Origin of the sequence: Micromonospora foliorum (assembly GCF_022229015.1) — a bacterium.
Classification (GTDB): domain Bacteria; phylum Actinomycetota; class Actinomycetes; order Mycobacteriales; family Micromonosporaceae; genus Micromonospora; species Micromonospora foliorum.
Map to the genome: position 1 here is coordinate 1 of NZ_JAKKFF010000022.1, position 20458 is coordinate 20458.

16 protein-coding genes and 1 tRNA gene are annotated in these 20458 nt (G+C 71.1%); 4 read left to right on the forward strand and 13 right to left on the reverse strand.

The features are described from left to right. From PSH25_RS02315 to argS, 9 genes are all read right to left on the reverse strand, one after another. A partial coding sequence (locus tag PSH25_RS02315) for a Rho termination factor N-terminal domain-containing protein (RefSeq protein ID WP_238657368.1) occupies window positions 1-338 on the reverse strand: 338 nt, incomplete at its 3' end. Between the two features lie 297 nt (window positions 339-635). Continuing rightward, entirely contained in the window at window positions 636-1580 is a 945-nt protein-coding gene (gene thrB, locus PSH25_RS02320; protein WP_238657369.1) for a homoserine kinase, read from the reverse strand. 64 nt (window positions 1581-1644) lie between these two features. Continuing rightward, window positions 1645-2889 (reverse strand): MFS transporter, encoded by a 1245-nt coding sequence (locus PSH25_RS02325; protein ID WP_238657370.1) that lies wholly within the window; start codon window positions 2887-2889, stop codon window positions 1645-1647. Window positions 2890-2900: 11 nt separating this feature from the next. Next, window positions 2901-3596, reverse strand: a complete 696-nt coding sequence (locus PSH25_RS02330; RefSeq protein WP_238657371.1) for a polysaccharide deacetylase family protein — start codon at window positions 3594-3596, stop codon at window positions 2901-2903. Between the two features lie 134 nt (window positions 3597-3730). After that, a complete protein-coding gene (locus PSH25_RS02335) occupies window positions 3731-7009 on the reverse strand; it encodes an efflux RND transporter permease subunit (RefSeq protein ID WP_238657372.1) in 3279 nt (1092 codons plus the stop codon). 129 nt (window positions 7010-7138) lie between these two features. Beyond that, a complete protein-coding gene (gene thrC, locus PSH25_RS02340) occupies window positions 7139-8188 on the reverse strand; it encodes a threonine synthase (RefSeq protein ID WP_238657373.1) in 1050 nt (349 codons plus the stop codon). A 139-nt stretch (window positions 8189-8327) separates the two neighbouring features. Then, a complete protein-coding gene (locus PSH25_RS02345) occupies window positions 8328-9638 on the reverse strand; it encodes a homoserine dehydrogenase (protein ID WP_238657383.1) in 1311 nt (436 codons plus the stop codon). A gap of 8 nt (window positions 9639-9646) precedes the next feature. Further along, the gene (gene lysA, locus PSH25_RS02350; protein ID WP_238657374.1) at window positions 9647-11032 is read right to left on the reverse strand and encodes a diaminopimelate decarboxylase; all 1386 of its coding nucleotides are present in this window, start codon (window positions 11030-11032) and stop codon (window positions 9647-9649) included. 1 nt (window position 11033) lies between these two features. Further along, window positions 11034-12698 carry an arginine--tRNA ligase gene (gene argS / locus PSH25_RS02355; protein ID WP_238657375.1) on the reverse strand — a complete coding sequence of 555 codons (1665 nt, stop codon included), beginning with the start codon at window positions 12696-12698 and terminating at the stop codon, window positions 11034-11036. Between the two features lie 97 nt (window positions 12699-12795). Here argS and PSH25_RS02360 point away from each other — a divergent pair, with 97 nt between their 5' ends. From PSH25_RS02360 to PSH25_RS02375, 4 genes are all read left to right on the forward strand, one after another. Beyond that, a complete protein-coding gene (locus PSH25_RS02360; RefSeq protein ID WP_238657376.1) occupies window positions 12796-13596 on the forward strand; it encodes a thioredoxin-like domain-containing protein in 801 nt (266 codons plus the stop codon). 8 nt (window positions 13597-13604) lie between these two features. Continuing rightward, window positions 13605-14273, forward strand: a complete 669-nt coding sequence (locus tag PSH25_RS02365) for a DUF305 domain-containing protein (protein ID WP_238657377.1) — start codon at window positions 13605-13607, stop codon at window positions 14271-14273. Between the two features lie 359 nt (window positions 14274-14632). Beyond that, on the forward strand, window positions 14633-15325 hold the full coding sequence (locus PSH25_RS02370) for a winged helix-turn-helix domain-containing protein (RefSeq protein WP_238657378.1): 693 nt from the start codon (window positions 14633-14635) through the stop codon (window positions 15323-15325). A gap of 90 nt (window positions 15326-15415) precedes the next feature. Further along, window positions 15416-15490: transfer RNA gene (locus PSH25_RS02375), tRNA-Arg, on the forward strand. Between the two features lie 49 nt (window positions 15491-15539). On the opposite strand, the gene PSH25_RS02380 is transcribed toward PSH25_RS02375, so the two are convergent. From PSH25_RS02380 to PSH25_RS02395, 4 genes are all read right to left on the reverse strand, one after another. Then, the gene (locus tag PSH25_RS02380) at window positions 15540-16901 is read right to left on the reverse strand and encodes a hypothetical protein (protein ID WP_238657379.1); all 1362 of its coding nucleotides are present in this window, start codon (window positions 16899-16901) and stop codon (window positions 15540-15542) included. 181 nt (window positions 16902-17082) lie between these two features. Beyond that, the gene (locus tag PSH25_RS02385; RefSeq protein ID WP_238657380.1) at window positions 17083-19464 is read right to left on the reverse strand and encodes an ATP-binding cassette domain-containing protein; all 2382 of its coding nucleotides are present in this window, start codon (window positions 19462-19464) and stop codon (window positions 17083-17085) included. A gap of 29 nt (window positions 19465-19493) precedes the next feature. Next, window positions 19494-19904: a VOC family protein gene (locus PSH25_RS02390; protein ID WP_238657381.1), complete on the reverse strand. Its 411-nt coding sequence runs from the start codon at window positions 19902-19904 to the stop codon at window positions 19494-19496. A gap of 5 nt (window positions 19905-19909) precedes the next feature. After that, the gene (locus PSH25_RS02395; protein WP_238657382.1) at window positions 19910-20359 is read right to left on the reverse strand and encodes a helix-turn-helix transcriptional regulator; all 450 of its coding nucleotides are present in this window, start codon (window positions 20357-20359) and stop codon (window positions 19910-19912) included. Window positions 20360-20458 lie beyond the last annotated feature (99 nt).

A 20458-nucleotide genomic window follows, 5' to 3' on the forward strand; every position in this document is an offset into this window, starting at 1 on the left:
TCGGCACCGCGCCCTTCGGCTGCCGGCCGGTCGGCGGTCTCCCGCACCTCGGCGCGCACTCCCTCACGGGTCGGGGCGGCCGCGGCCGCGACCTCGGCCCGTGGTCGAGGGGTCCCGGCGGCGTTGCCGCCCTGCCGCTCGGAAATCGCGGCGATCAGCTCGCCCTTGCGCATGCGAGCCGTGCCGGAGATGCCGAGCGACGCAGCCAGGCTCTGCAGCTCTGGCAGCAGCATCGCCGACAGACCGGTGCCGCTACGCCGACGCCGGGCGGGAGCGGCGGCGGTGGCATCGCCAGCGACGTTGGAAACATCCGACGTCACGTCGGTGGTGTCGCTCAATGGATTCCTTCCCTCGATAAGGCCGGGACTGCCCGGAGTCGGAGCTCAGGTGGCCGGGCGGCCTCGGTGCACCCGCCTCGCAAGGACGCGTCGCGGGAGTCTGTGACACAGCAGCCGGTCGGTATCCCGACTCACCAACGTCGGTGAGCAGGTCTCGCCGTCTGCGGCGACCTGTGGAAACTGCGGTGCGGCGTGGGCCTTTGGCAGGGGTAGACGGGCTGACCGCCGAGAGCTTCGGGGGTGCGCCGCCCCGCAGGAGATCGCGTGCTTCGCGGCTGTGCTAGGCCTAGAGCGTAATCAACTCTTCCGACCTGCGGCAACAGGGTCCCGCTCGGCGTGTCCAAGTCTACCCCGCGCGACCCGCGCGCCGCTGACGTCTATCGGTAACTGCCAGATCTCCCAGTCTGTTCCCACTGCGAAGCCCGCTGGCGGCTCGCTGAGCGCCAGGACAGTCGGCCCCGCCCCACTGACCACAGCTGCCACACCGGCCGCTCGCAACGCGCTGACCAGGGCAGATGTGCCTGGCATCCCGGCTGCGCGGTAACCCTGGTGGAGCCGGTCGACGGTGGCCGGCAGCAGCAGGGCCGGGGCCGTGGTGAGCGCGTGCACCAGCAGCGCGGCCCGCCCGGCGGTCAACGCGGCGTCGCCATGCGGCACGGTTGGCGGCAGAGCCGCCCGCGCGGTCGCGGTCAAACCGCGTTCCGCCGGGACGAAGACGGTGGGCCGCACCGCGTCGGCGACCCGCAGCGACACCGCCCGGGCACCGCGCGGCTCGGACCAGGCCACGGTGAACCCGCCGAGCAGGCACGGCGCCACGTTGTCGGGGTGGCCCTCGATCTCGGCGGCCAGCCGCAGCGCGCCGGCGTCGTCGAGGCGGTGCTCCCCGTCGACGACGAGGGCACGGGCCAGCAGCACCCCGGCGACGATCGCGGCGGACGAGGAGCCCAGCCCACGCGCCTGGGGGATCCGGTTGACGCACTCCACGCTCAGCCCGTCGGGGTAGGCTCCGAGCACGTCGAACGCGGCGCGCATGGCCCGCACCACCAGGTGCCGGTCGTCGTCGGGCAGCTCACCGGCGCCCTGCCCGGTCACTGTCACCCGGACACCGCCCGCCGCGACCTCGGCGGCCACGTCGTCGTAGAGCCCGAGGGCGAGACCCAGCGCGTCGAAGCCCGGGCCCAGGTTGGCGCTGGTCGCGGGAACCCGGACCCGGACCGGCCCGGTGGTGAGGTTCGTCGGCACGCGCTCATGCTAGGGCTCGGCACCGACGAACCGGCGCCGCGCCCGCTGCCTGGGATCGCCGAGTTCAGCCGGTCGGGTCCGGGACCGGCTCGGCGGCCGGGTCGGTGAGCGAGAGCCGGCGGGTGGCGATCCGCCAGCCGACCGCGTACACGAGGGTGATCAGACCGCAGCCGGCGAGCACCACCCGTTCGTCGACCACGTCCACCACCAGGGCCACCGCCAGTTGGCTCACCGAGATCGCCAGCGTCGCCAGCATCATGTCGGTGGCGAAGACGCGGCCCCGCAACCGGTCCGGGACTTCGCCCTGCAGGGCGAAGTTCGACATCACCCAGTTGCTGCCACCCGCGAAGTGCGCCACGAAGACCAGCAGCAGCACCAGCGGGAACCAGCGCACCACCGAGGTGCCCAGGTAGGACAGGCCGTAGAGCGACATGGACAACGCGAGCCCGGGCAGCAGCCAGGCCCGGTTGGTCAGCACCCGGCGCATCAGGATCGGCCCCACCAACGCTCCCGCGCCGCGTACCGCGAAGAGCAGGCCGGCGCCGAGCGGGCCGACACCGTACACACCGGCCAGCAGCGGGAAGACGGTCAGCACGCCGTTGCCCAGGCCCACCGCCGACTTCACCGTGACCAGCGCGAGCACCCGGGGGCGGTGACCGATGTAGCCGAGCGCCTCGCGGACGGCCGACCAGGTCCGCTGGGCGGGTTGGTCGGCGTCCCGGGGCGCCTGCAACGGCCGGCGGATCCGGGTGGCGAGGCCGGCGGCCACCGCCAGGCCCGCCGCCGCCACCCAGAAGCAGACGTACGGGCCGGCAGCGGTGCTGAGCACGCCACCCAGCGAGGCACCGACCACGGTCATGGTGCCCCAGGCCGAGCCGGCGACGGCGTTGCCGGCGGCGAGTTCGTGCGGCTCCAGCACGTTGGGCAGCGCGGCCTGGGCGGCCGGCGAGTAGAACGCCTTGGCGACCGCCACCGCGCCGATCGCGACGAGCGCCAGCCACGCCGTTCCGGCGTCGCGCACGCCGAGCAGCAGCAGCACGCCGGCCAGCGCGGCCACGTTCGCGGCGATCATGATCTTCCGGCGGTCGAAGCGGTCGGCGATCGTGCCGGTGTACGGCAGCAGCAACGCCACGATGCCGGTGTCCACCGCCAACACCAGCGCGCCCCAGACGCCGCTGCCGGTCAGGTGCGGGAGCAGCACCAGCAGCGGCACCATGACGAACCAGTCGGCGCCGAAGACCACCAACTCGGCGAGGAACAGGTTGCGGAAGCTCCGATTGCCGGTCAGAACCGAGAGGGTGGACGCCACGGAGCGCGACCCTACCCGGTCGGTGTCGGACCCACACCCGCTCCCAGCAGCGCCGAGACCGTGACGAATGTGTAACCGCGCGACCGAAGGCCGTTGATCATGTCGGTCAGGCCGCGCAGTGCGACCAGCCGCCGCCGCGCCCCCACATTGTGGCCGAGCACGATCGTTCCCGGCCGGACGTCGGCCACGATTCGCTGGGCGTGGCCGGCCGGATCGCCGGGGAACTCGCGCTCCACCATCTGCAACGACCAGAGCACCAGCCGGTAGTCCAACCGGGCCGCCGCGTACAGCACCGCCCCGCCCAGGTGGCCGTACGGCGGGCGGAGGAGCACCGGCGACGTGCCGGTCAGGTCGGCGATCGCGTCGTGGCTGCGGCGCAGGTCGTCGTACGCCTCGGCGGCGTCCATCTCGGCCAGTTCCCGGTGGTCCCAGCTGTGGTTGCCCACCTCGTGCCCGGCGAGCCGGTCCCGGACGACGTCGGCGTGCCGGCGGACCTGCGCCCCGACCATGAAGAAGGTGGCCGGAACCCGGTGTTGAGCCAGGGTGTCGAGGACCATTGGAGTCCACTGTGGTGCGGGGCCGTCGTCGAAGGTGAGTGCCACCAGGCGCTGGTTGGTCCGCCCCGACCAGAAGACCTCCAGCGCGCCGGAGCCGACATCCTGCCCGTGCGCGCCCTCGGCCATCCGCCCGCCCCGCTTCACCCACATCCCCGCCCACCTACGAGGAGTATGCAAGAAGTCACAGAAAGTGCGGGTCGGTCGAGTCGGAGTGTTTCGGTCGGATGAAACCTGGAATGCCCCCGGCGAAGATCCGCCGGGGGCGTTCCGAACTGCGTTTCGACCTAGTCGGTCGGCTCCGCCGGAGGCAGTGGCGAGGTACGGCTACGGGGCAGCCGCAGCACCTCGAACTGGTCCGTACCCTCCACCAGCGCGGCCGACGGCGCGGGTCGGCCGGCCGGCTGCGCACCCTCGGCCGCGGCCGGGGCGGGCGCGCCGCTCGGCACCGCGACCTGGTTCGGGGCTGGCGCCTCGTCCGTCTCCGTCGTGGTCACCGTCGACCCCCCGGAGCGCCGCCGTGCGCGCCTAGCCCGCAGCGACTCCTTGGTGTGCTCCACCATCGAGTACAGCGTCGGCACCAGGATCAGCGTGAGCAGCGTCGAACTGAGCAGACCACCGATCACCACGACCGCCAGCGGCTGAGAGATGAACCCGCCCTCACCGGTCAACCCGAACGCCATCGGCAGCAGCGCGAAGATGGTCGCCACCGCCGTCATCAGGATCGGGCGAAGCCGGCGACGGCCACCTTCGACCACCGCCTCCCGGACCCCCATGCCCTGCGCCCGGTACTGGTTGATCAGGTCGAGCAACACGATCGCGTTTGTCACCACGATGCCGACCAGCATCAGCACGCCGATCAGCGCCGGCACACCGAGTGGCGTCCCGGTGAGCAACAGCAGACCGATCGCGCCGGTCGACGCGAACGGGATGGAGATCAGCAGGATCAGTGCCTGGGTGAGGCTGCGGAACGTGGCCACCATGATCAGGAAGACGATCGCGATCGCGGCCAGCACCGCCAGGCCCAGGTCCCCAAAGGCATCCGCCTGATCCGCGCTGACGCCACCGATGGTGAAGCTCGCACCCGGCACGTTGATGCCGTCCAGCCGCTTCTGCAACTCCTTGCTGGTCGCGCCCAGGTTCGAGCCGGTCGCCGCGCCGGTCACCGACACGCTGCGCTCACCGTCGATCCGGGTGACCTGCTGCGGACCCTCACCCTGCGTGACGTCCGCGATGTCGTCCAGCTTGACCGGACCCACCGGCAGTGCCCGCAACTCCTCGACGGTCATCGGCGGCTGGGTGCCCAACCGCAGCACCACGTTCTGCTGCTGACCGTCGAGCGCTACCTGACCCAGCGGCGCTCCCCGGAACGCCTGCGACACGAGCTGCCCCACGGCGGCCTCGGTGAGCCCGACCCGACCGGCGGCGACCCGGTCGACCGTCACGTCGACCCGCGGCACCCGCGCGGCCAGGCTGGTCGAGACGTCCTCGACGTCCGGGACGCCGGCCATCGCGGCCCGCGCCTCCTCGGCGGCCCGGATCAACACCTCCGGGTCGCTGGCCTGGACGATCACCTCCAGCTGGCTGGTCGACGCCTCCTGCCCGCCACCGAAGCTGATCTCACCCACACCGGTGCCGAGCTTGTCGAACTCCTTACGCAGCACCTCACGCATCTGCTTGGCGTCGGTGTCACCGTCGAGCGCCAGCGACCAGTTGGCGACGTTGTTGCCGCCGCCGCCCGCCCACGGGTTGTCCCCACCGCCCGCGGTCACCTGGTACGTCTCGACGCCCCCGGTGCGGGACAGCACCGACTCGACCTGCTTGGCCGCCGCGTCGGTGGCCGCCAGGCCACTGCCGGCCGGCAGCTCCTGGCTCATGTTGAGCGTGTCCTGGCCGGAGTCGTCCAGGAAGTTGGTCTCCAACTTCTGCGCCAGACCGAAGGTGCCGAAGAGCACCAGCAGGCCGAGCCCGACGGTGATCCAACGGGTCGACCGCTTGCGGGTGGCGAACCCGATCACCGGCAGGTACGCCCGCTGCAACGGGCTGCGCAGTTCCTTCTCCTCCGCGGCGTGCCGTACCGCCTCGTCGTCCGCGGTGCCTCCGCGCGGCTTGAGGAACCAGTACGCGAGGACCGGGATCACGGTCAGCGACACCAGCAGCGAGGCGAGCAGGGCCACCGTCACGGTGATCGCGAACGGCGCGAAGAGCTGGCCCACGAACCCGCCGACCAGCGCGATCGGCGCGAACACCGCCACCGTGGTGAGGGTGGACGCGGTCACCGCGCCGGCCACCTCCCGGACGCCGGTGATGATGGCGTGCCGCTTCTCCTCGCCGTACTCCAGGTGTCGTTTGATGTTCTCCAACACCACGATCGAGTCGTCCACCACCCGACCGACCGCGATGGTCAACGCGCCGAGGGTGAGCAGGTTGAGCGAGTAGTCACCGATCCACAGGGCGATCAGCGCCACCAGCACGGAGAGCGGGATGGAGACCGCGGTGACCACGGTCGATCGCACCGACAGCAGGAACACCAGGATGACGATGACCGCCATCACCAGACCCAGCAGGCCCTCCGTGGTCAGCGACTCGATCGACTTCTCGACAAACGGAGCCTGGTCGAAGACCACTGTCAGCTCCGCGCCGGAGGCGTCCTTCAGGTCGTCGAGCCGGTCGCGGATCTCGTGCGAGATCTGCACGGCGTTGCCGTCCGGCGCCGCGGTGACCGCGATACCGAGGCTGTCCTTGCCGTTGGTGCGGGTGATCGCCGTGGCCGGAGCGAGCTGCTGCTCGACCGTCGCCACGTCACCGAGGCGGACCGGTGCCGCGGCCGGGGCGACCACGATGCCACGCAGCTCCTCCAGGGTGTCGATCGGCGTGCCGACCTGCACCGGGAGGGCCAGCGCACCGTCGGTCACCACGCCGGCCGGAACCGCCACGCCGTTGGTCTTCAGGGCCGCGCCGATCGCCGTCGGCTGGATCTTCGCGGCGGCCAGCTTCGCCGGGTCCGGGGTGACCACCACGACGTCGTCGCGGGTGCCGGTCACCTCGACCGTGCGTACCCCCTCGATGCCCTCCAGCTCCGGCACCACCGTCGTGCGCAGCTTCTCGGCGAGCGCCCGCTCGTCCGCCGCGCCGGCCGCGGCCAGCACCACCGCCGGAAGGTCGTCGGTGCTCCCCGCGATGACCTGCGGGTCGACGCTCTCCGGCAGTTGGGCGTCGATCCGGCTCAGCGCGGTCTGCATCTTGTTGACCACGTCGTCGAGGTCGGTGCCGAACTCGTAGGTCACCTGGACGGTGGCCGCGCCCTCGCGGGACGTGGAGGTGACCTGGTCCAGCCCCGGGATGCCCTGGAGGGCGTTCTCGATCGGCTCGGTCACCTGGGACTCGACGATCTCGGGGCCGGCGCCGGGGTAGGGAGCCACGATGAACGCGGCCGGGAACTCGAGCGACGGCAGCAGTTGCTGCTTCAGCGACGGCACGGCGAACGCTCCGAACACCGTGGTCACCACCGCGATGAGGGCAATCAGCCCTCGGTTGGCGAGGCTGAATCTGGCGAGCAGCGACATCGGCCTGGCTCACTCCTGAACGAGAATGCGGGCGGGGATACCCGAAAGTGTGCCGGACTCGCATACCTCGACCCCCGCCGCCCCCGGGCCGTCTACCCGCCGTCGATCACCACCTTGCCGGTGGCCCGCTCAGGCCAGGTCGAGGGCGCGGGCAGCGGCCAGCGGGTCGTTCGCGATGGTCAACGGCGCCGGCGCGGTCGAGATCGCCCACTCCGGGTCCTTCAGCCCGTGGCCGGTCACCGTGCAGACCACGGTGGAACCGGGCGGCACCGCGCCCGCCGCGGCCTGCTGCAACAGGCCGGCCACGCTGGCCGCGCTGCCCAACTCGACGAAGACCCCTACCTCGCGGGCGAGCAGCCGGTACGCGGAGAGGATCTCCCGGTCGGTCACCGACTCGATCAGGCCACCGGAGGCGTCCCGGGCATCCAACGCCTTCGTCCAGCTCGCCGGGTTGCCGATCCGGATCGCGGTGGCGATGGTCGACGGCTCCGGTACCACCTGGCCGGTCACGATCGGGGCCGCCCCGGCAGCCTGGAAGCCGTACATCTTCGGCGTCCGGGTGGTGGCGCCGGCGGCCAACTCCTCCTCGTATCCCATCCAGTACGCGGAGATGTTGCCGGCGTTGCCGACCGGCAGGCAGTGGATGTCGGGCGCGTCACCGAGCGCCTCGACGATCTCGAAGGCGGCGGTCTTCTGGCCGTGCAGCCGATCGATGTTTACCGAGTTGACCAACGCGACCGGGTAGTCCTGGGCGAGCTTGGCGGCCGTCGCGAGGCAGTCGTCGAAGTTGCCACTCACCTGGAGCAGCTTCGCGCCGTGCACCAGCGCCTGGGCCAGCTTGCCCAACGCGATCTTGCCCTGCGGCACCAGCACGGCACAGGTCAACCCGGCCCGGGCCGCGTACGCCGCGGCGGAGGCGCTGGTGTTGCCGGTGGAGGCGCAGATGATGGCCTTGTTGCCGGCCTCGACCGCCTTGGACACCGCGAGGGTCATCCCCCGGTCCTTGAAGGAGCCGGTCGGGTTCGCGCCCTCCACCTTGAGGTGCACGTCGCAACCGAGCCGGGCGGACAGCACCGGCGCCGGCAACAGCGGGGTGTTCCCCTCGTGCAGCGTGACGACCGGCGTGGCCGCGGTGACCGGCAGCCGATCCCGGTACGCCTCGATCAGACCCCGCCACATGTCGTTCTCCTCGCCTCTACAGCCACGCCCACCCGAGCATCAGGGCCACCCTGGACCAGCCTGCCGCAGTGGTCGATGGCACACCCCGGCTTACCCACCTGGCGGGACGCGCGAGTCGTCCCGTCGATGATGCAACGACTCAGGCGTCGCCCTCGACCCGCAGCACACTGGTCACCGACCGGACAATGTCCAGACCGCGCAGCTCGTCGACGGTCGCGGCGAGGGCGGCGTCCGGTGCCACATGCGTCACGATGACCAGCTCGGCGTCGCCGTCGCGGCCCGCCGGCCCGCCCGCCGAGCCCTGCCGCACGGTCGCGATCGACACGTCGTGCCGGGCGAACACGCTCGCCACCGAGGCCAGCACACCCGGACGGTCGGCCACGTCGAGGCTCACGTGGTAGCGGGTCAACGCCTCACCCATCGGCCGGACCGCCAGGTCCGCGTACGCGCTCTCGCTGGCCGCGCGCACCCCGGCGAGCCGGTTGCGGGACACCGCGACCACGTCACCGAGCACCGCGCTGGCGGTGGGCGCGCCGCCGGCGCCCCGACCGTAGAACATCAGCTGCCCGGCCGCGTCCGCCTCCACGAAGACCGCGTTGAACGCGTCCCCGACGCTGGCCAGCGGGTGGCTGCGCGGGATCATCGCCGGGTGCACCCGCACGCTGACCGTCTCCCGGCCGGTGGGGTCGACGCCCCGGGCCGCGATGCAGAGCAGTTTGATGGTGCAGCCCATCGCCTGGGCGCTGGCCATGTCCGCGGCGGTCACCTCGGTGATGCCCTCGCGGTGCACGTCGGCGGCGCCGACCCGGGTGTGAAACGCCAACGAGGCGAGGATGGCCGCCTTCGCCGCCGCGTCGAAGCCCTCCACGTCGGCGGTCGGGTCGGCCTCCGCGTACCCCAGAGCGGTGGCCTCTTCGAGAGCCTCGGCGAAGCCGGCCCCGGTCGCGTCCATCGCGGAGAGGATGAAGTTGGTGGTGCCGTTGACGATGCCGGTCACCCGGTTGATCCGATCGCCGTGCAGCGACTCCCGCAGCGGGCGCAGCAGCGGGATGGCCCCGGCCACGGACGCCTCGTAGTAGAGGTCGCCGCCGCCCTCGGCGGCCGCCTCGTGCAGGGCCACGCCGTCCTCGGCGAGCAGCGCCTTGTTGGCGGTGACCACGCTCTTGCCGGCGCGCAGCGCCTCGACCAGCCAGCTGCGGGCCGGTTCGATGCCACCGATCACCTCGATCACCACGTCCACGTCGTCGCGCTTGATCAGGCCGAGCGCGTCGGTGGTGAACAGGTCCTCGTCGACCGGCAGGTCACCCCGGTCCCGGCCGAGCCGACGGACGGCGATGCCGGCGATCTCCAGCGGAGCGCCGATCCGCGCGGCCAGGTCGGCCGACTGCTCGTGCAGCAGCCGGACCACCTCCTGGCCGACCGTGCCGCAGCCGAGCAGCGCCAAGCGCACAGGTGACGTCATCCCACATCCAAAGCGAGCAGGTCCTCTTCGGTTTCCCGCCGGACGATCAGGCGCGCCTGGCCGTCGCGCACCGCGACCACCGGTGGCCGGGGCACATGGTTGTAGTTGCTGGCCATGCTTCGGCAGTACGCACCGGTGCCGGGCACCGCGACAAGATCTCCGGGCTGCACGTCGGCGGGCAGGAATTCATCCTTCACCACGATGTCCCCGGACTCACAGTGCTTTCCCACCACGCGGGCGAGCAACGGCTGCGCGCCGGAGGCCCGCGAGGCCAGCGTGGCCGAGTAGGACGCGTCGTAGAGGGCGGTGCGGATGTTGTCGCTCATCCCGCCGTCGACGCTGACGTACGTCCGGAGGCCGTCGAGCTCCTTGACGGTGCCGACCTCGTAGAGGGTGAACACCGCCGGCCCGACGATGGCCCGGCCCGGCTCGATCGACAGGTGCGGCACGGCCAGGTTCTCCGCCGCGCACTCCGAATCGACGATCTTGCGAAGTCGCTTGGCCAGATCCTGCGGGGTCGCCGGGTCGTCCTGGGAGGTGTACGCGATGCCGAAGCCGCCGCCCAGGTCCAGCTCGGGAAGCTCCACCCCGCGCGCGTCGCGGATCTGGGCCTGCAGGGCGAGCACCCGACGGGCCGAGACCTCGAAGCCGCTGGCGTCGAAGATCTGCGAGCCGATGTGCGAGTGCAGACCGCGCAGCTCAAGCACACCCTCGTCGAGGATCTTGAACGCGGCGTTCGCGGCCGCGCCACCGGCCAGCGAGAAGCCGAACTTCTGGTCCTCGTGGGCGGTGGCGATGAACTCGTGGGTGTGCGCCTCGACGCCCACCGTGACCCGGACCAGCACCCGGGGCCGAACCCCACGCTCGCGGGCCAGCGCGGTGAGCCGGTCGATCTCGGTGAACGAGTCGACGATGATCCGACCCACCCCGGCGTCCAACGCCCGGCCCAGCTCGGCGACCGACTTGTTGTTGCCGTGGAAGCCGATCCGCTCCGGTGGCATCCCGGCCGAGAGCGCCGTGGCCAGCTCGCCGCCGGTGCAGACGTCCAGGTGCAGCCCCTCCTCGGCGATCATCCGGACCACCGCGCGGCAGAGGAACGCCTTGCCCGCGTAGAAGACGTCCTCGGTCGGGAAGGCCGCCCGGAAGTCGCGGCAGCGCGAGCGCAGGTCGGCCTCGTCCAGGACGTACACCGGGGTGCCGAACTCGGCCGCGATGTCGCGGACGCTCAGGCCCGCGACGGCGACCGCGCCGTCGGCGCCGCGCGCCACCGACCGCGGCCACAGCGCCGGCATGAGGGCGTTGACGTCCTCCGGGGTACGCAGCCAGGCCGGCTCCCGGTTGCTGATGTCCGCGTGCAGCGCACCAGCCTCATGAGCCCTCATGTCACATCCTCTCGGGTGCGGAGACGCCGAGCAGGTACAGGCCGTTGGCGATCACCGTGCGGGTGGCGTCGTTGAGCCAGAGCCGCGCGCGGTGCAGGTCGGTGGCCTCCTCGTCGCCGCGCGGCAGGATCCGGCACTCGTCGTAGAAGCGGTGATAGGCCCCGGCCAGGTCCTCCAGGTAGCGAGCCACCCGGTGCGGGCCCCGCAGCTCGGCCGCCGTGGCGACCGTGGCGGGGAACCCGGCGAGCGCCTTGAGCAGCTCGTTCTCCTTCTCGTTGGCGAGCAGCTCGGGGCGGAACGCGTCCGCGTCGCCCCGGGTCAGCCCCACCTCGGCGGCGTTACGGCCCACGCTGGCGGTGCGGGCTGCGACGTACTGCACGTAGTAGACCGGGTTGTCCCGGGTCGCCCGGGTCCACAGCTCGATGTCGATGTCGATCGGGGAGTCGCTGGAGTAGCGGGCCAACGCGTACCGGGAGGCGTCCACGCCGATCGCGTCGACCAGGTCCTCCAGGGTGATCACGGTGCCGGCCCGCTTGCTCATCCGCATCGGGGCGCCGTCGCGCAGCAGGTTGACCAGCTGCCCGATGAGGATCTCCAGGTTGCGCTCCGGGTCGTCGCCGAAGCAGGCGGACATCGCCTTCATCCGGCCGATGTAGCCGTGGTGGTCGGCGCCCAGCATGATCACGACCCGCTCGAAGCCGCGCTCGCGCTTGTCCAGGTAGTAGGCGCAGTCCGCGGCGAAGTACGTCCACTCGCCGTTGGACTTGCGCAGCACCCGGTCCTTGTCGTCGCCGAAGTCGGTGGTGCGCAGCCAGGTGGCGCCCTCGGACTCGTAGAGGTGCCCCTGCTCGCGCAGCCGGTTCAACGCCAGGTCCAGTTCGCCCCGGTCGTGCAGGTCCTTCTCGTTGAAGTAGGTGTCGAACTCCACCCCGAAGTCGCGCAGCGAGGTGCGGATCTCGTCGAACATCAGCGCGACGCCCTCGACCCGGAAGACCTCCTGGGCGGCGTCGTCGTCGAGCGTGCGCACCTCCGGCCGGCGGGCCTGCACCTCACTGGCGATCTCGGCGATGTACGCCCCGCCGTAGCCGTCCTCCGGCGCCGGCTCACCCTTGGCCGCGGCGAGCAGCGACCGGGCGAACCGGTCGATCTGCGAACCGGCGTCGTTGAAGTAGTACTCCGTGCCGACGTCGGCGCCGGTGGCCCGCAGCAACCGGCTCAGCGCGTCACCGACCGCCGCCCAACGGACCCCGCCGATGTGCACCGGCCCGGTCGGGTTGGCCGAGACGAACTCCAGGTTGATCCTCTCGCCGGCGAGCCGGTCGCTGCGGCCGTACTCGGCGCCGGCCTCGACGATCACCCGCGCGAGCTGACCGGCCGCAGCGGCGTCGAGCCGGATGTTCAGGAAGCCCGGCCCGGCGATTTCCACCGATTTGACACCCGCCGTCCGACCCAGCTCGTCGGCCAGGGCCGTAGCCAACTCCCGGGGCGGGACGCCCACCTTCTTGCTCAACTGCAGAGCGAGCGTCGAGGCGTAGTCGCCGTGCTCGGGGTTGCGCGGTCGCTCCACCACCGTGCTCGCCGGCAACGCGGCGCGGTCGAGCCCACGCTGCTCGAAGACGGCGTGGGCGGCGGCAAGGACGACCGAGGCTAGTTCTGCAGGAGTCACCCAACCATGTTATCGGGGGTAGACTCGGGCACTCGGCGGCTCCCCTGCGCGTCATCCGGCCCGCCACTCCCCTGACCGACCGACTTGACGAGGCACGATGAGCATCAGCACCCCGGGTGGCCCTGAGCGCCGCCCGACCGTGGTCAGCACCGGCAAGAAGCCGGCCGCGGGCCGGCCGGCGTCCGGCGCCAAGGCCGGTTCCGGCAAGCCGACGGGCTCCCCCCGGGCCGGTGGTAAGGGCCCGCGCAAGCCGGTCACCCCGGTCAAGGTGAGCCAGGGCCGCGCGTGGGGGCCGATCGCGCTCTTCGTCGCGGTGGGCGTGCTCGCGGCCGGCATCATCGGGTACGGCGCCTGGGCGTCGTTCCAGGGCTCCAAGCCGTGGGACAAGCGGGCCAACGCCATCGACGGCATCGTCAACATCCGCAAGACCGACAAGGCGAGCCTCGAATACGAGTCGCACAAGTCGGGCCCGCTGACCTACAAGTACTCGCCGCCGGTGGGTGGGGTGCACAACGCCGCCTGGCAGAACTGCATGGGCGACGTCTACGACGCCCCGATCGCCAGCGAGCACGCGGTGCACAGCCTGGAGCACGGCGCGGTGTGGATCACCTACCGCCCGGACCTGCCCAAGGACCAGGTCGACAAGCTCGCCAGCAAGGTGCGCGGCGTCGAGAAGATGATGATGAGCCCGTACGAGGGCCTGGACAAGCCGATCTCGCTGCAGGCCTGGGGCTACCAGCTCAAGCTCGACAACGCCGACGACTCGCGGATCGACGAGTTCATCAAGGACCTCCGGGTGAACGCCTCCGTCGAGGGCCCGACGGCGCTCTGCAACACCGGCATCACCGCCACCGGCACCACGCCGCGTGAGCTCCAGCAGCAGCAGCCCACCCAGTAAGGACGGCAATGACCGCTCCGGCGACCACCGACAGCGAGTACGACGAGATCCCGGCCGCCCCGGACGAGGGCGGCCGGGCCCCGGCGTCGCGCTACGGGGTGCTGGCACTCGCCATCATGCTGGTGGTGGGCCTCCTCCTCGGGTACGCCGGCGGTCTGCTCACCCCGCGGCTCACCCGACCCGGTGACGCCTCGGTCGAGGCGGGCTTCGCCCGGGACATGACCAGCCACCACGCGCAGGCGGTCGAGATGAGCCTGATCGCGTACCGCTCGGCGACCCTCCCCGAGGTGCGGCAGATCGCCGTCGACATCGCCACCGGGCAGCAGGGCGAGATCGGCGCCATGCAGACCTGGCTGCGCGAATGGGGCCTCAGCCCGACCGGGTCGAAGCCGCCGATGTCGTGGATGTCCGACGGCGCCACCGTCAAGGACGGTCTGATGCCGGGCATGGCCACGCCGCAACAGATGACCGCCCTGCGCAACGCCCAGGGCATCGAGGTCGACCGGCAGTTCCTGACCCTGATGTACGCACACCACCTGGGCGGCATCCACATGATCGACGCCGCGCTCGGCGCGACCGACAACGCCGAGGTGGTGCGGGTGGCCAACACCATGAAGGCCACCCAGCAGACCGAACTGAACAACCTTCGGCAACTCCAGGCGCAAGCCAAGGGCTGACCGACCGGATGGGCGCACCCGGCCCGCGTCCCCGCCGAAGTGTGGCGGTGACGCGGGCCGCACCATGTCGGCACCCACCCCGCCACTCGCCCTCGGCCCAGGCCTGGTCTTGATCGGCCCCGACCCTCGACCCCAGGCCTTGATCGACTCGGTTTGCAGGAAAGCGCGCTGTCCGGGCGATCGGGACGCCCCGACTTCCAGGAACCGAGTGGATCAAGGCTGGCTGACCGACCGGTTGCGGCCTAAACGCCCGGATTGTCCCTGCTGGGTGTTTTGCGTGGCACAGGCGATTACGTTGCTTAGAGAGTTTTCTCCCCACATATCGTGACCAGTTGCGATTCGGGCTCGTTGCCCAAGACGTGGGGGTTGCACTCAGAGACGCACGGCGTTCGGTCACCAGTTGGTGCCGACGCCACACCATCGGTGGTGACGGGGCGGTGGCAGCCGTCCGTCGCGGACAGCGGCAGGGCGAGCCGGGAATGCTCAGCCGCGAACAGGAACTCGAGTTGATCGACATGTTGCGGGGCGTCCACCCCGACGAGTTCGGCCTGGACGAGGAGTTGTGGACGCGGCAGAGCCTCACCACGCTCATCCAACGGCGCTTCGAACTGCCGTTGGACGCTGGCGCGGTCGGGGCGTACCTGCGGGCCTGGGGGTTGGGTCCGCGGGAGCCGCGCGAGCGGGCCTGCGGGCTCTGCGTCAGCGCGGTCGAGCGGTGGGTCCGCAGCGAGTACCCGGCGATCACCCGGGCCGCCCAGGAGCACCTCGCGGAGGTCTACTGGATCGGCCGGGTCCGGCTGCGCGGCACGATGCCGGCCGCCGACGTGATCTCCGCCGTCTCGTCTCGCGGTCGGGTGCGCTTCATGATCACAACGCCGTCGGTGGACCCGCCACTCCCCCGCGACTTCGTGCTGCGGCTCAGCGGCGAGGAGCAGCGCACCGTCCACCTGATCGTGGACGGCTCGTGGCCGCGCAACGAGTGGCCGCGCCGGCTCCCCCGGCGAATCGTCCTGCACCCGCTGCCCAGCTGCGGGCGGGCGGTAGCCGCCTGAGCACCGGGTGGGCCGATCCGACACGATCGGCTCACCCGATACCGATTCGGCGTACGCAGGGGAGGTTTGCTAGTCTTCTCCAGTCGCTGAGCCCCCGTAGCTCAGGGGATAGAGCACCGCCCTCCGGAGGCGGGGGCGCAGGTTCGAATCCTGCCGGGGGCACCAAGACAGATCTGCACGAGAGGCTCCTGACCAGTGTTTCGGTCAGGAGCCTTCATCGTGTTGGTCGAACACCCGCCGACAGGGCAGCCGCCGGCACCGGCGTCGGGACTACCGCCGGCGGTTGCCGGTGCTGCCCACGGCCGGGGCGCTGCCACCACGTGCCGGCCCGGCCGTCGGCTCTCACCAGCAGCAGGAGCCCGAGCAGTAGCCATACGACCGTCGCGCAGCGGTTGGCCGTGAGGGCGGGCAACCCGGTCGAGGCGCCGATGAGCATCAGGATCAGCGCGCCGGTGAACGGCGACTCGGGGCGGTGGCTCCGGGTGCGCAACCACCCGATGGCGAGCGCGGCCAGGACGGCGGTGTGCAGGACGACGCCGATGAAACCAGCGACGACGAGCGCCTCCACCCAGCCGTTGTCGTAGGCGACCCGCAGCCCGCCGAAGCCCATCCCGGACACCGGGGACAGTGTGGTCATGACGTCCACGGCCTGCTGCAGGCTGGACTGGCCACCGACCCGGCCGGCGGTGTAGAGGCCGAGCTGGTCGTCACCGCCACTGCCGGGCAGCAGTCGCATGGCGAACCGCTGCCCGTCCCACTGGTCCAGGTAGGCGTCGGCCGTGAACCAGGCAGCAACGCTCGCCGCGGCGGCGGCCACCAGTCGCCGCCGCCGGCCGGAGGCCAGGATGACGTAGGCGATCCCGATCGGCGCTCCGACCAGCAGGAAGATCTTCGAGACGGAGAGGACCCCGCCGACGCTGAGCAGCAGCAGCGCGACCGCGAGCTTGCCGACCTGCCGCTGATAGAGGTAGAGGGCGGCGAGGACGGCCACCGAGTACAACACCCCCGCCTCGGCCGGCTGGTTGAAGATCCCCGAGTAGCGGCCCAACTGCTCGGCGCGGTCGGCGACGCTCTCCCCCTCGCCGAAGAGCCGGAATTGGGCCAGCAGGTCGCTCTCGACACCGGCAGCCGAGGACACTGCGATGAGGGCGTTGGCAGCCATCGCCAGGACGGTCACCGTGCACACCCCACGAAGCATCCGGGCCGGGTCCGCGCCGGCCCCCACGAGCATCGCGACGACCGCGACGACCACGAGCGGCAGGACGATGTTGTCGAAGCCGGCGACGACGTCCCCGGCCTCGTACATCGTGTGGTTCTCCGGCGGGAGGACCACCCCGATGGTGGCGACCGCGACCAGGCTGAGGTGCGCCCCGAGGGCCCAGACAGCGGTGCCGGTGAAGCGGGGGCGCAACCACAACCCGACCAGGCACAGGAGGGTGGCGGCACCGTACACGGCCACCTGTTCCGTACGGAGGCCTGGTGCGAGGTACGGGCCGAACGCGGCCACCGTGAGCCCGATGACGATGCGGTGTCCCCAGCGGGCGGCGGTGGGCGAGTCGACAGGGCCGGAAGTCACACCCGGTGCAACGACCACCCGGTACCCCGCGTCGCGCGTCTGTCAGCGTCGCCTTCCGACCCGGCGGAGCAGGCAGCGCCAGTCGCCGCGCTTCCGCCCCGACGAGGACCCGCGATGCCACGAGATCAAGAATGTCGTCGTGCGACCGCCGGTGGCGTGACGGTCGACCGGAGGCAACCCGTCAGGTGCCGACGTACGCCGCCAGGTGCTCGCCGGTGAGGGTGGAGCGGGCGGCGACGAGGTCCGCGGGTGTGCCCTCGAAGACGACCCGGCCACCGTCGTGGCCGGCGCCGGGGCCGAGATCGATGATCCAGTCGGCGTGCGCCATGACCGCCTGGTGATGCTCGATGACGATCACCGATTTGCCGGCGTCGACCAGGCGGTCGAGCAGGCCGAGCAGTTGCGCGACGTCGGCCAGGTGCAGGCCGGTGGTCGGCTCGTCGAGGACGTAGACGCCGCCCTTCTCGGCCATGTGGGTGGCCAGCTTGAGCCGTTGCCGCTCGCCGCCGGAGAGGGTGGTGAGCGGCTGTCCCAGGCTCAGGTAGCCGAGCCCGACGTCGGCGAGCCGGTCGAGGATGGCGTGCGCTGCCGGCGTACGCGCCTCGCCTGCGCCGAAGAACTTCTCGGCCTCCGTCACCGACATCGCGAGCACCTCGCTGATGTCGCGACCGCCGAAGCGGTATTCCAGCACGGACGCCTGGAACCGCTTGCCCTCGCACTCCTCGCAGGGGGCGGCGACGCCCGCCATCATCCCCAGATCGGTGTAGATGACGCCGGCGCCGTTGCAGCTCGGGCAGGCACCCTCGGAGTTGGCGCTGAACAGCGCCGGCTTCACACCGTTGGCCTTCGCGAACGCCTTGCGGATCGGGTCGAGCAGCCCGGTGTAGGTGGCCGGATTGCTGCGCCGTGAGCCGCGGATCGCGCCCTGGTCGATCGACACCACACCCGCGCCGGCCGGAACCGAGCCGTGTACCAGCGAACTCTTGCCGGAGCCGGCGACGCCGGTGACGACGACGAGCACCCCGAGGGGTACGTCGACGTTCACGTCCTGGAGGTTGTTGGCCGTGGCGCCCCGGATCTCCAGCTTGCCGGTGGGCGTCCGCACCGTCTCCTTGAGGGCCGCCCGGTCGTCGAGGTGGCGGCCGGTGATGGTGCCGCTGGCCCGCAGACCGTCCAGGGTGCCCTCGTAGCAGACGGTCCCCCCGTCGGTGCCGGCGCCGGGCCCGAGATCGACGACGTGGTCGGCGATGGCGATGGCCTCCGGCTTGTGCTCCACGACCAGGACGGTGTTGCCCTTGTCGCGCAGTTGGAGCAACAGCTCGTTCATCCGTTGGATGTCGTGCGGGTGCAGCCCGATCGTCGGCTCGTCGAACACGTAGGTGACGTCGGTGAGCGACGAGCCGAGGTGGCGGATCATCTTGGTGCGCTGTGCCTCGCCGCCGGAGAGGGTGCCCGACGGCCGATCGAGCGAGAGGTAGCCCAGCCCGATCTCCTCGAACGAGTCGAGGAGGTGTTGCAGGCCCGCCAGTAACGGGGCAACCGACGGCTCCTCGATCTCGCGTACCCAGGCGGCCAGGTCGCTGATCTGCATCGCGCACGCGTCGGCGATGTTCTTGCCCTTGATCTTCGACGACCGGGCCTCCTTGCTGAGCCGGGTGCCGGCACACTCGGGGCAGGTCGTGAAGGTCACCGCACGCTCCACGAAGGCGCGGATGTGCGGCTGCAACGCGTCGATGTCCTTGGCGAGGAAGGACTTCTGGATCGACGGGATCAGGCCGGCGTACGTCAGGTTGATCCCGTCGACCTTGATCTTGGTGGGCTCCCGGTGGAGCAGGTCGTGCAGCTCCCGCTTGTTGAACTTGGCGATCGGCTTGTCCGGGTCGAAGTAGCCGCAGCCACGGAAGATCCGGCCGTACCAGCCCTCCATGCTGTAACCCGGGATGGTGATCGCGCCCTCGTTGAGCGAGAGGTTGTCGTCGTAGAGCGCCGACAGGTCGATGTCGGTCACCGCGCCCATGCCCTCGCAGCGCGGGCACATGCCGCCGAGACGGTTGAATGTCGCCTTCTCGGTCTTCGTCTTGCCGGCGCCGCGGTCGACGGTGATCGCCCCGGTCGCCTTCACCGACGGGACGTTGAAGGAGTACGCGTTGGGCGAGCCGATGTGTGGCTGCCCGAGCCGGCTGAACAGGATGCGCAGCATCGCGTTGGCGTCGGTGGCGGTGCCGACGGTGGAGCGGGAGTTGGCGCCCATCCGCTCCTGGTCCACGATGATCGCCGTGGTCAGGCCGTCCAGCAGGTCGACCTCCGGGCGCGCCAGCGTCGGCATGAAACCCTGCACGAAGGCGCTGTAGGTCTCGTTGATCATGCGCTGGGACTCGGCCGCGATGGTGCCGAACACCAGCGAGCTCTTGCCGGAGCCGGAGACACCGGTGAACACCGTCAGCCGCCGCTTCGGGATCTCGACGCTGACGTCCTTGAGGTTGTTGACCCGCGCGCCCTGCACCCGGATCAGGTCGTGGCTGTCGGCGACGTGCGGCGCGGACGGCTGGCTGGCCGTGCTCATCGTGTCTCCATCTGTCGGGCGCGCAGGGCTCAGCGCACTTCCTGGATGCGGACCATGTTGCCCGCCGGGTCCCGGAAGGCACAGTCACGCACGCCGTACGGCTGCTCGGTCGGCTCCTGGACCACCTCGGCGTCGCTGGCCTCCAGCTTCGCGAAGGTGGCGTCGAGGTCGGTGGTGGCCAGGTTGACGCCGAAGTAGCTGCCCTTGGCCATCAGCTCAAGGATGGTCTGCCGCTCGTCGTCGGTGATGCCGGGATTGGCGGCCGGCGGGTGCAGGACGATGGCCGTGCTGGGCTGGCCGACCGGCCCGACCGTGATCCACCGCATGCCCTCGTACCCGACGTCGAGGCGGACCTCGAAGCCGAGGATGTCGCGGTAGAAGACCAGCGAGGCCTCCGGATCGGTGTGCGGAAGAAAACTCGAGTGAATGGTGATGTCCATGCTGGTCACGCTAGTTGCGGCTCGGTGACCCGCGCTTCTCGATTCCTGACCGGTCTGGTCACCTGCTTCGCCACGCACGACGGCATGCCCGCCGTCGCCTGCGCCGCCTGCCGCCGGTAGACGCTGGGCGGCACACCGACCAGCTCGGTGAAGCGGGTGCTGAAGGTGCCCAGCGACGAACAACCGACCGCGAAACAGACGTCGGTGACGCTCAGGTCGCCACGGCGCAGCAGGGCCATCGCCCGCTCGATCCGACGGGTCATGAGGTAGCTGTACGGAGATTCGCCATAGGCGAGCCGGAACTCGCGGCTGAGGTGCCCGGCCGACATGTGCGCGCCACGGGCCAGCGCCTCGACGTCCAGGGGCTGCGCGTACTCCCGGTCGATCCGGTCGCGGACCCGGCGCAGCCGCGCGAGGTCGCCCAGTCGCTGGGTGGCGTCGGATTTGCTGCTCACCTGCGAAATCGTGCCACAACCCACCGACACTCGGCCGCTCGCCGGGCGCGAGCCGGGGCCGAGCCGGGCGCGAGCCGGGGCCGAGCCGGGCGCGAGCCG

Bases quoted from the DNA above. Each gene is read 5' to 3' on its own strand.
- PSH25_RS02330 (WP_238657371.1), bottom strand. From the start codon at position 3,596: ATGTGGGTGAAGCGGGGCGGGCGGATGGCCGAGGGCGCGCACGGGCAG.
- PSH25_RS02335 (WP_238657372.1), bottom strand. From the start codon at position 7,009: ATGTCGCTGCTCGCCAGATTCAGCCTCGCCAACCGAGGGCTGATTGCC.
- thrC (WP_238657373.1), bottom strand. From the start codon at position 8,188: ATGTGGCGGGGTCTGATCGAGGCGTACCGGGATCGGCTGCCGGTCACC.
- lysA (WP_238657374.1), bottom strand. From the start codon at position 11,032: ATGAGGGCTCATGAGGCTGGTGCGCTGCACGCGGACATCAGCAACCGG.
- PSH25_RS02360 (WP_238657376.1), top strand. From the start codon at position 12,796: ATGAGCATCAGCACCCCGGGTGGCCCTGAGCGCCGCCCGACCGTGGTC.
- PSH25_RS02365 (WP_238657377.1), top strand. From the start codon at position 13,605: ATGACCGCTCCGGCGACCACCGACAGCGAGTACGACGAGATCCCGGCC.
- PSH25_RS02385 (WP_238657380.1), bottom strand. From the start codon at position 19,464: ATGAGCACGGCCAGCCAGCCGTCCGCGCCGCACGTCGCCGACAGCCAC.
- PSH25_RS02390 (WP_238657381.1), bottom strand. From the start codon at position 19,904: ATGGACATCACCATTCACTCGAGTTTTCTTCCGCACACCGATCCGGAG.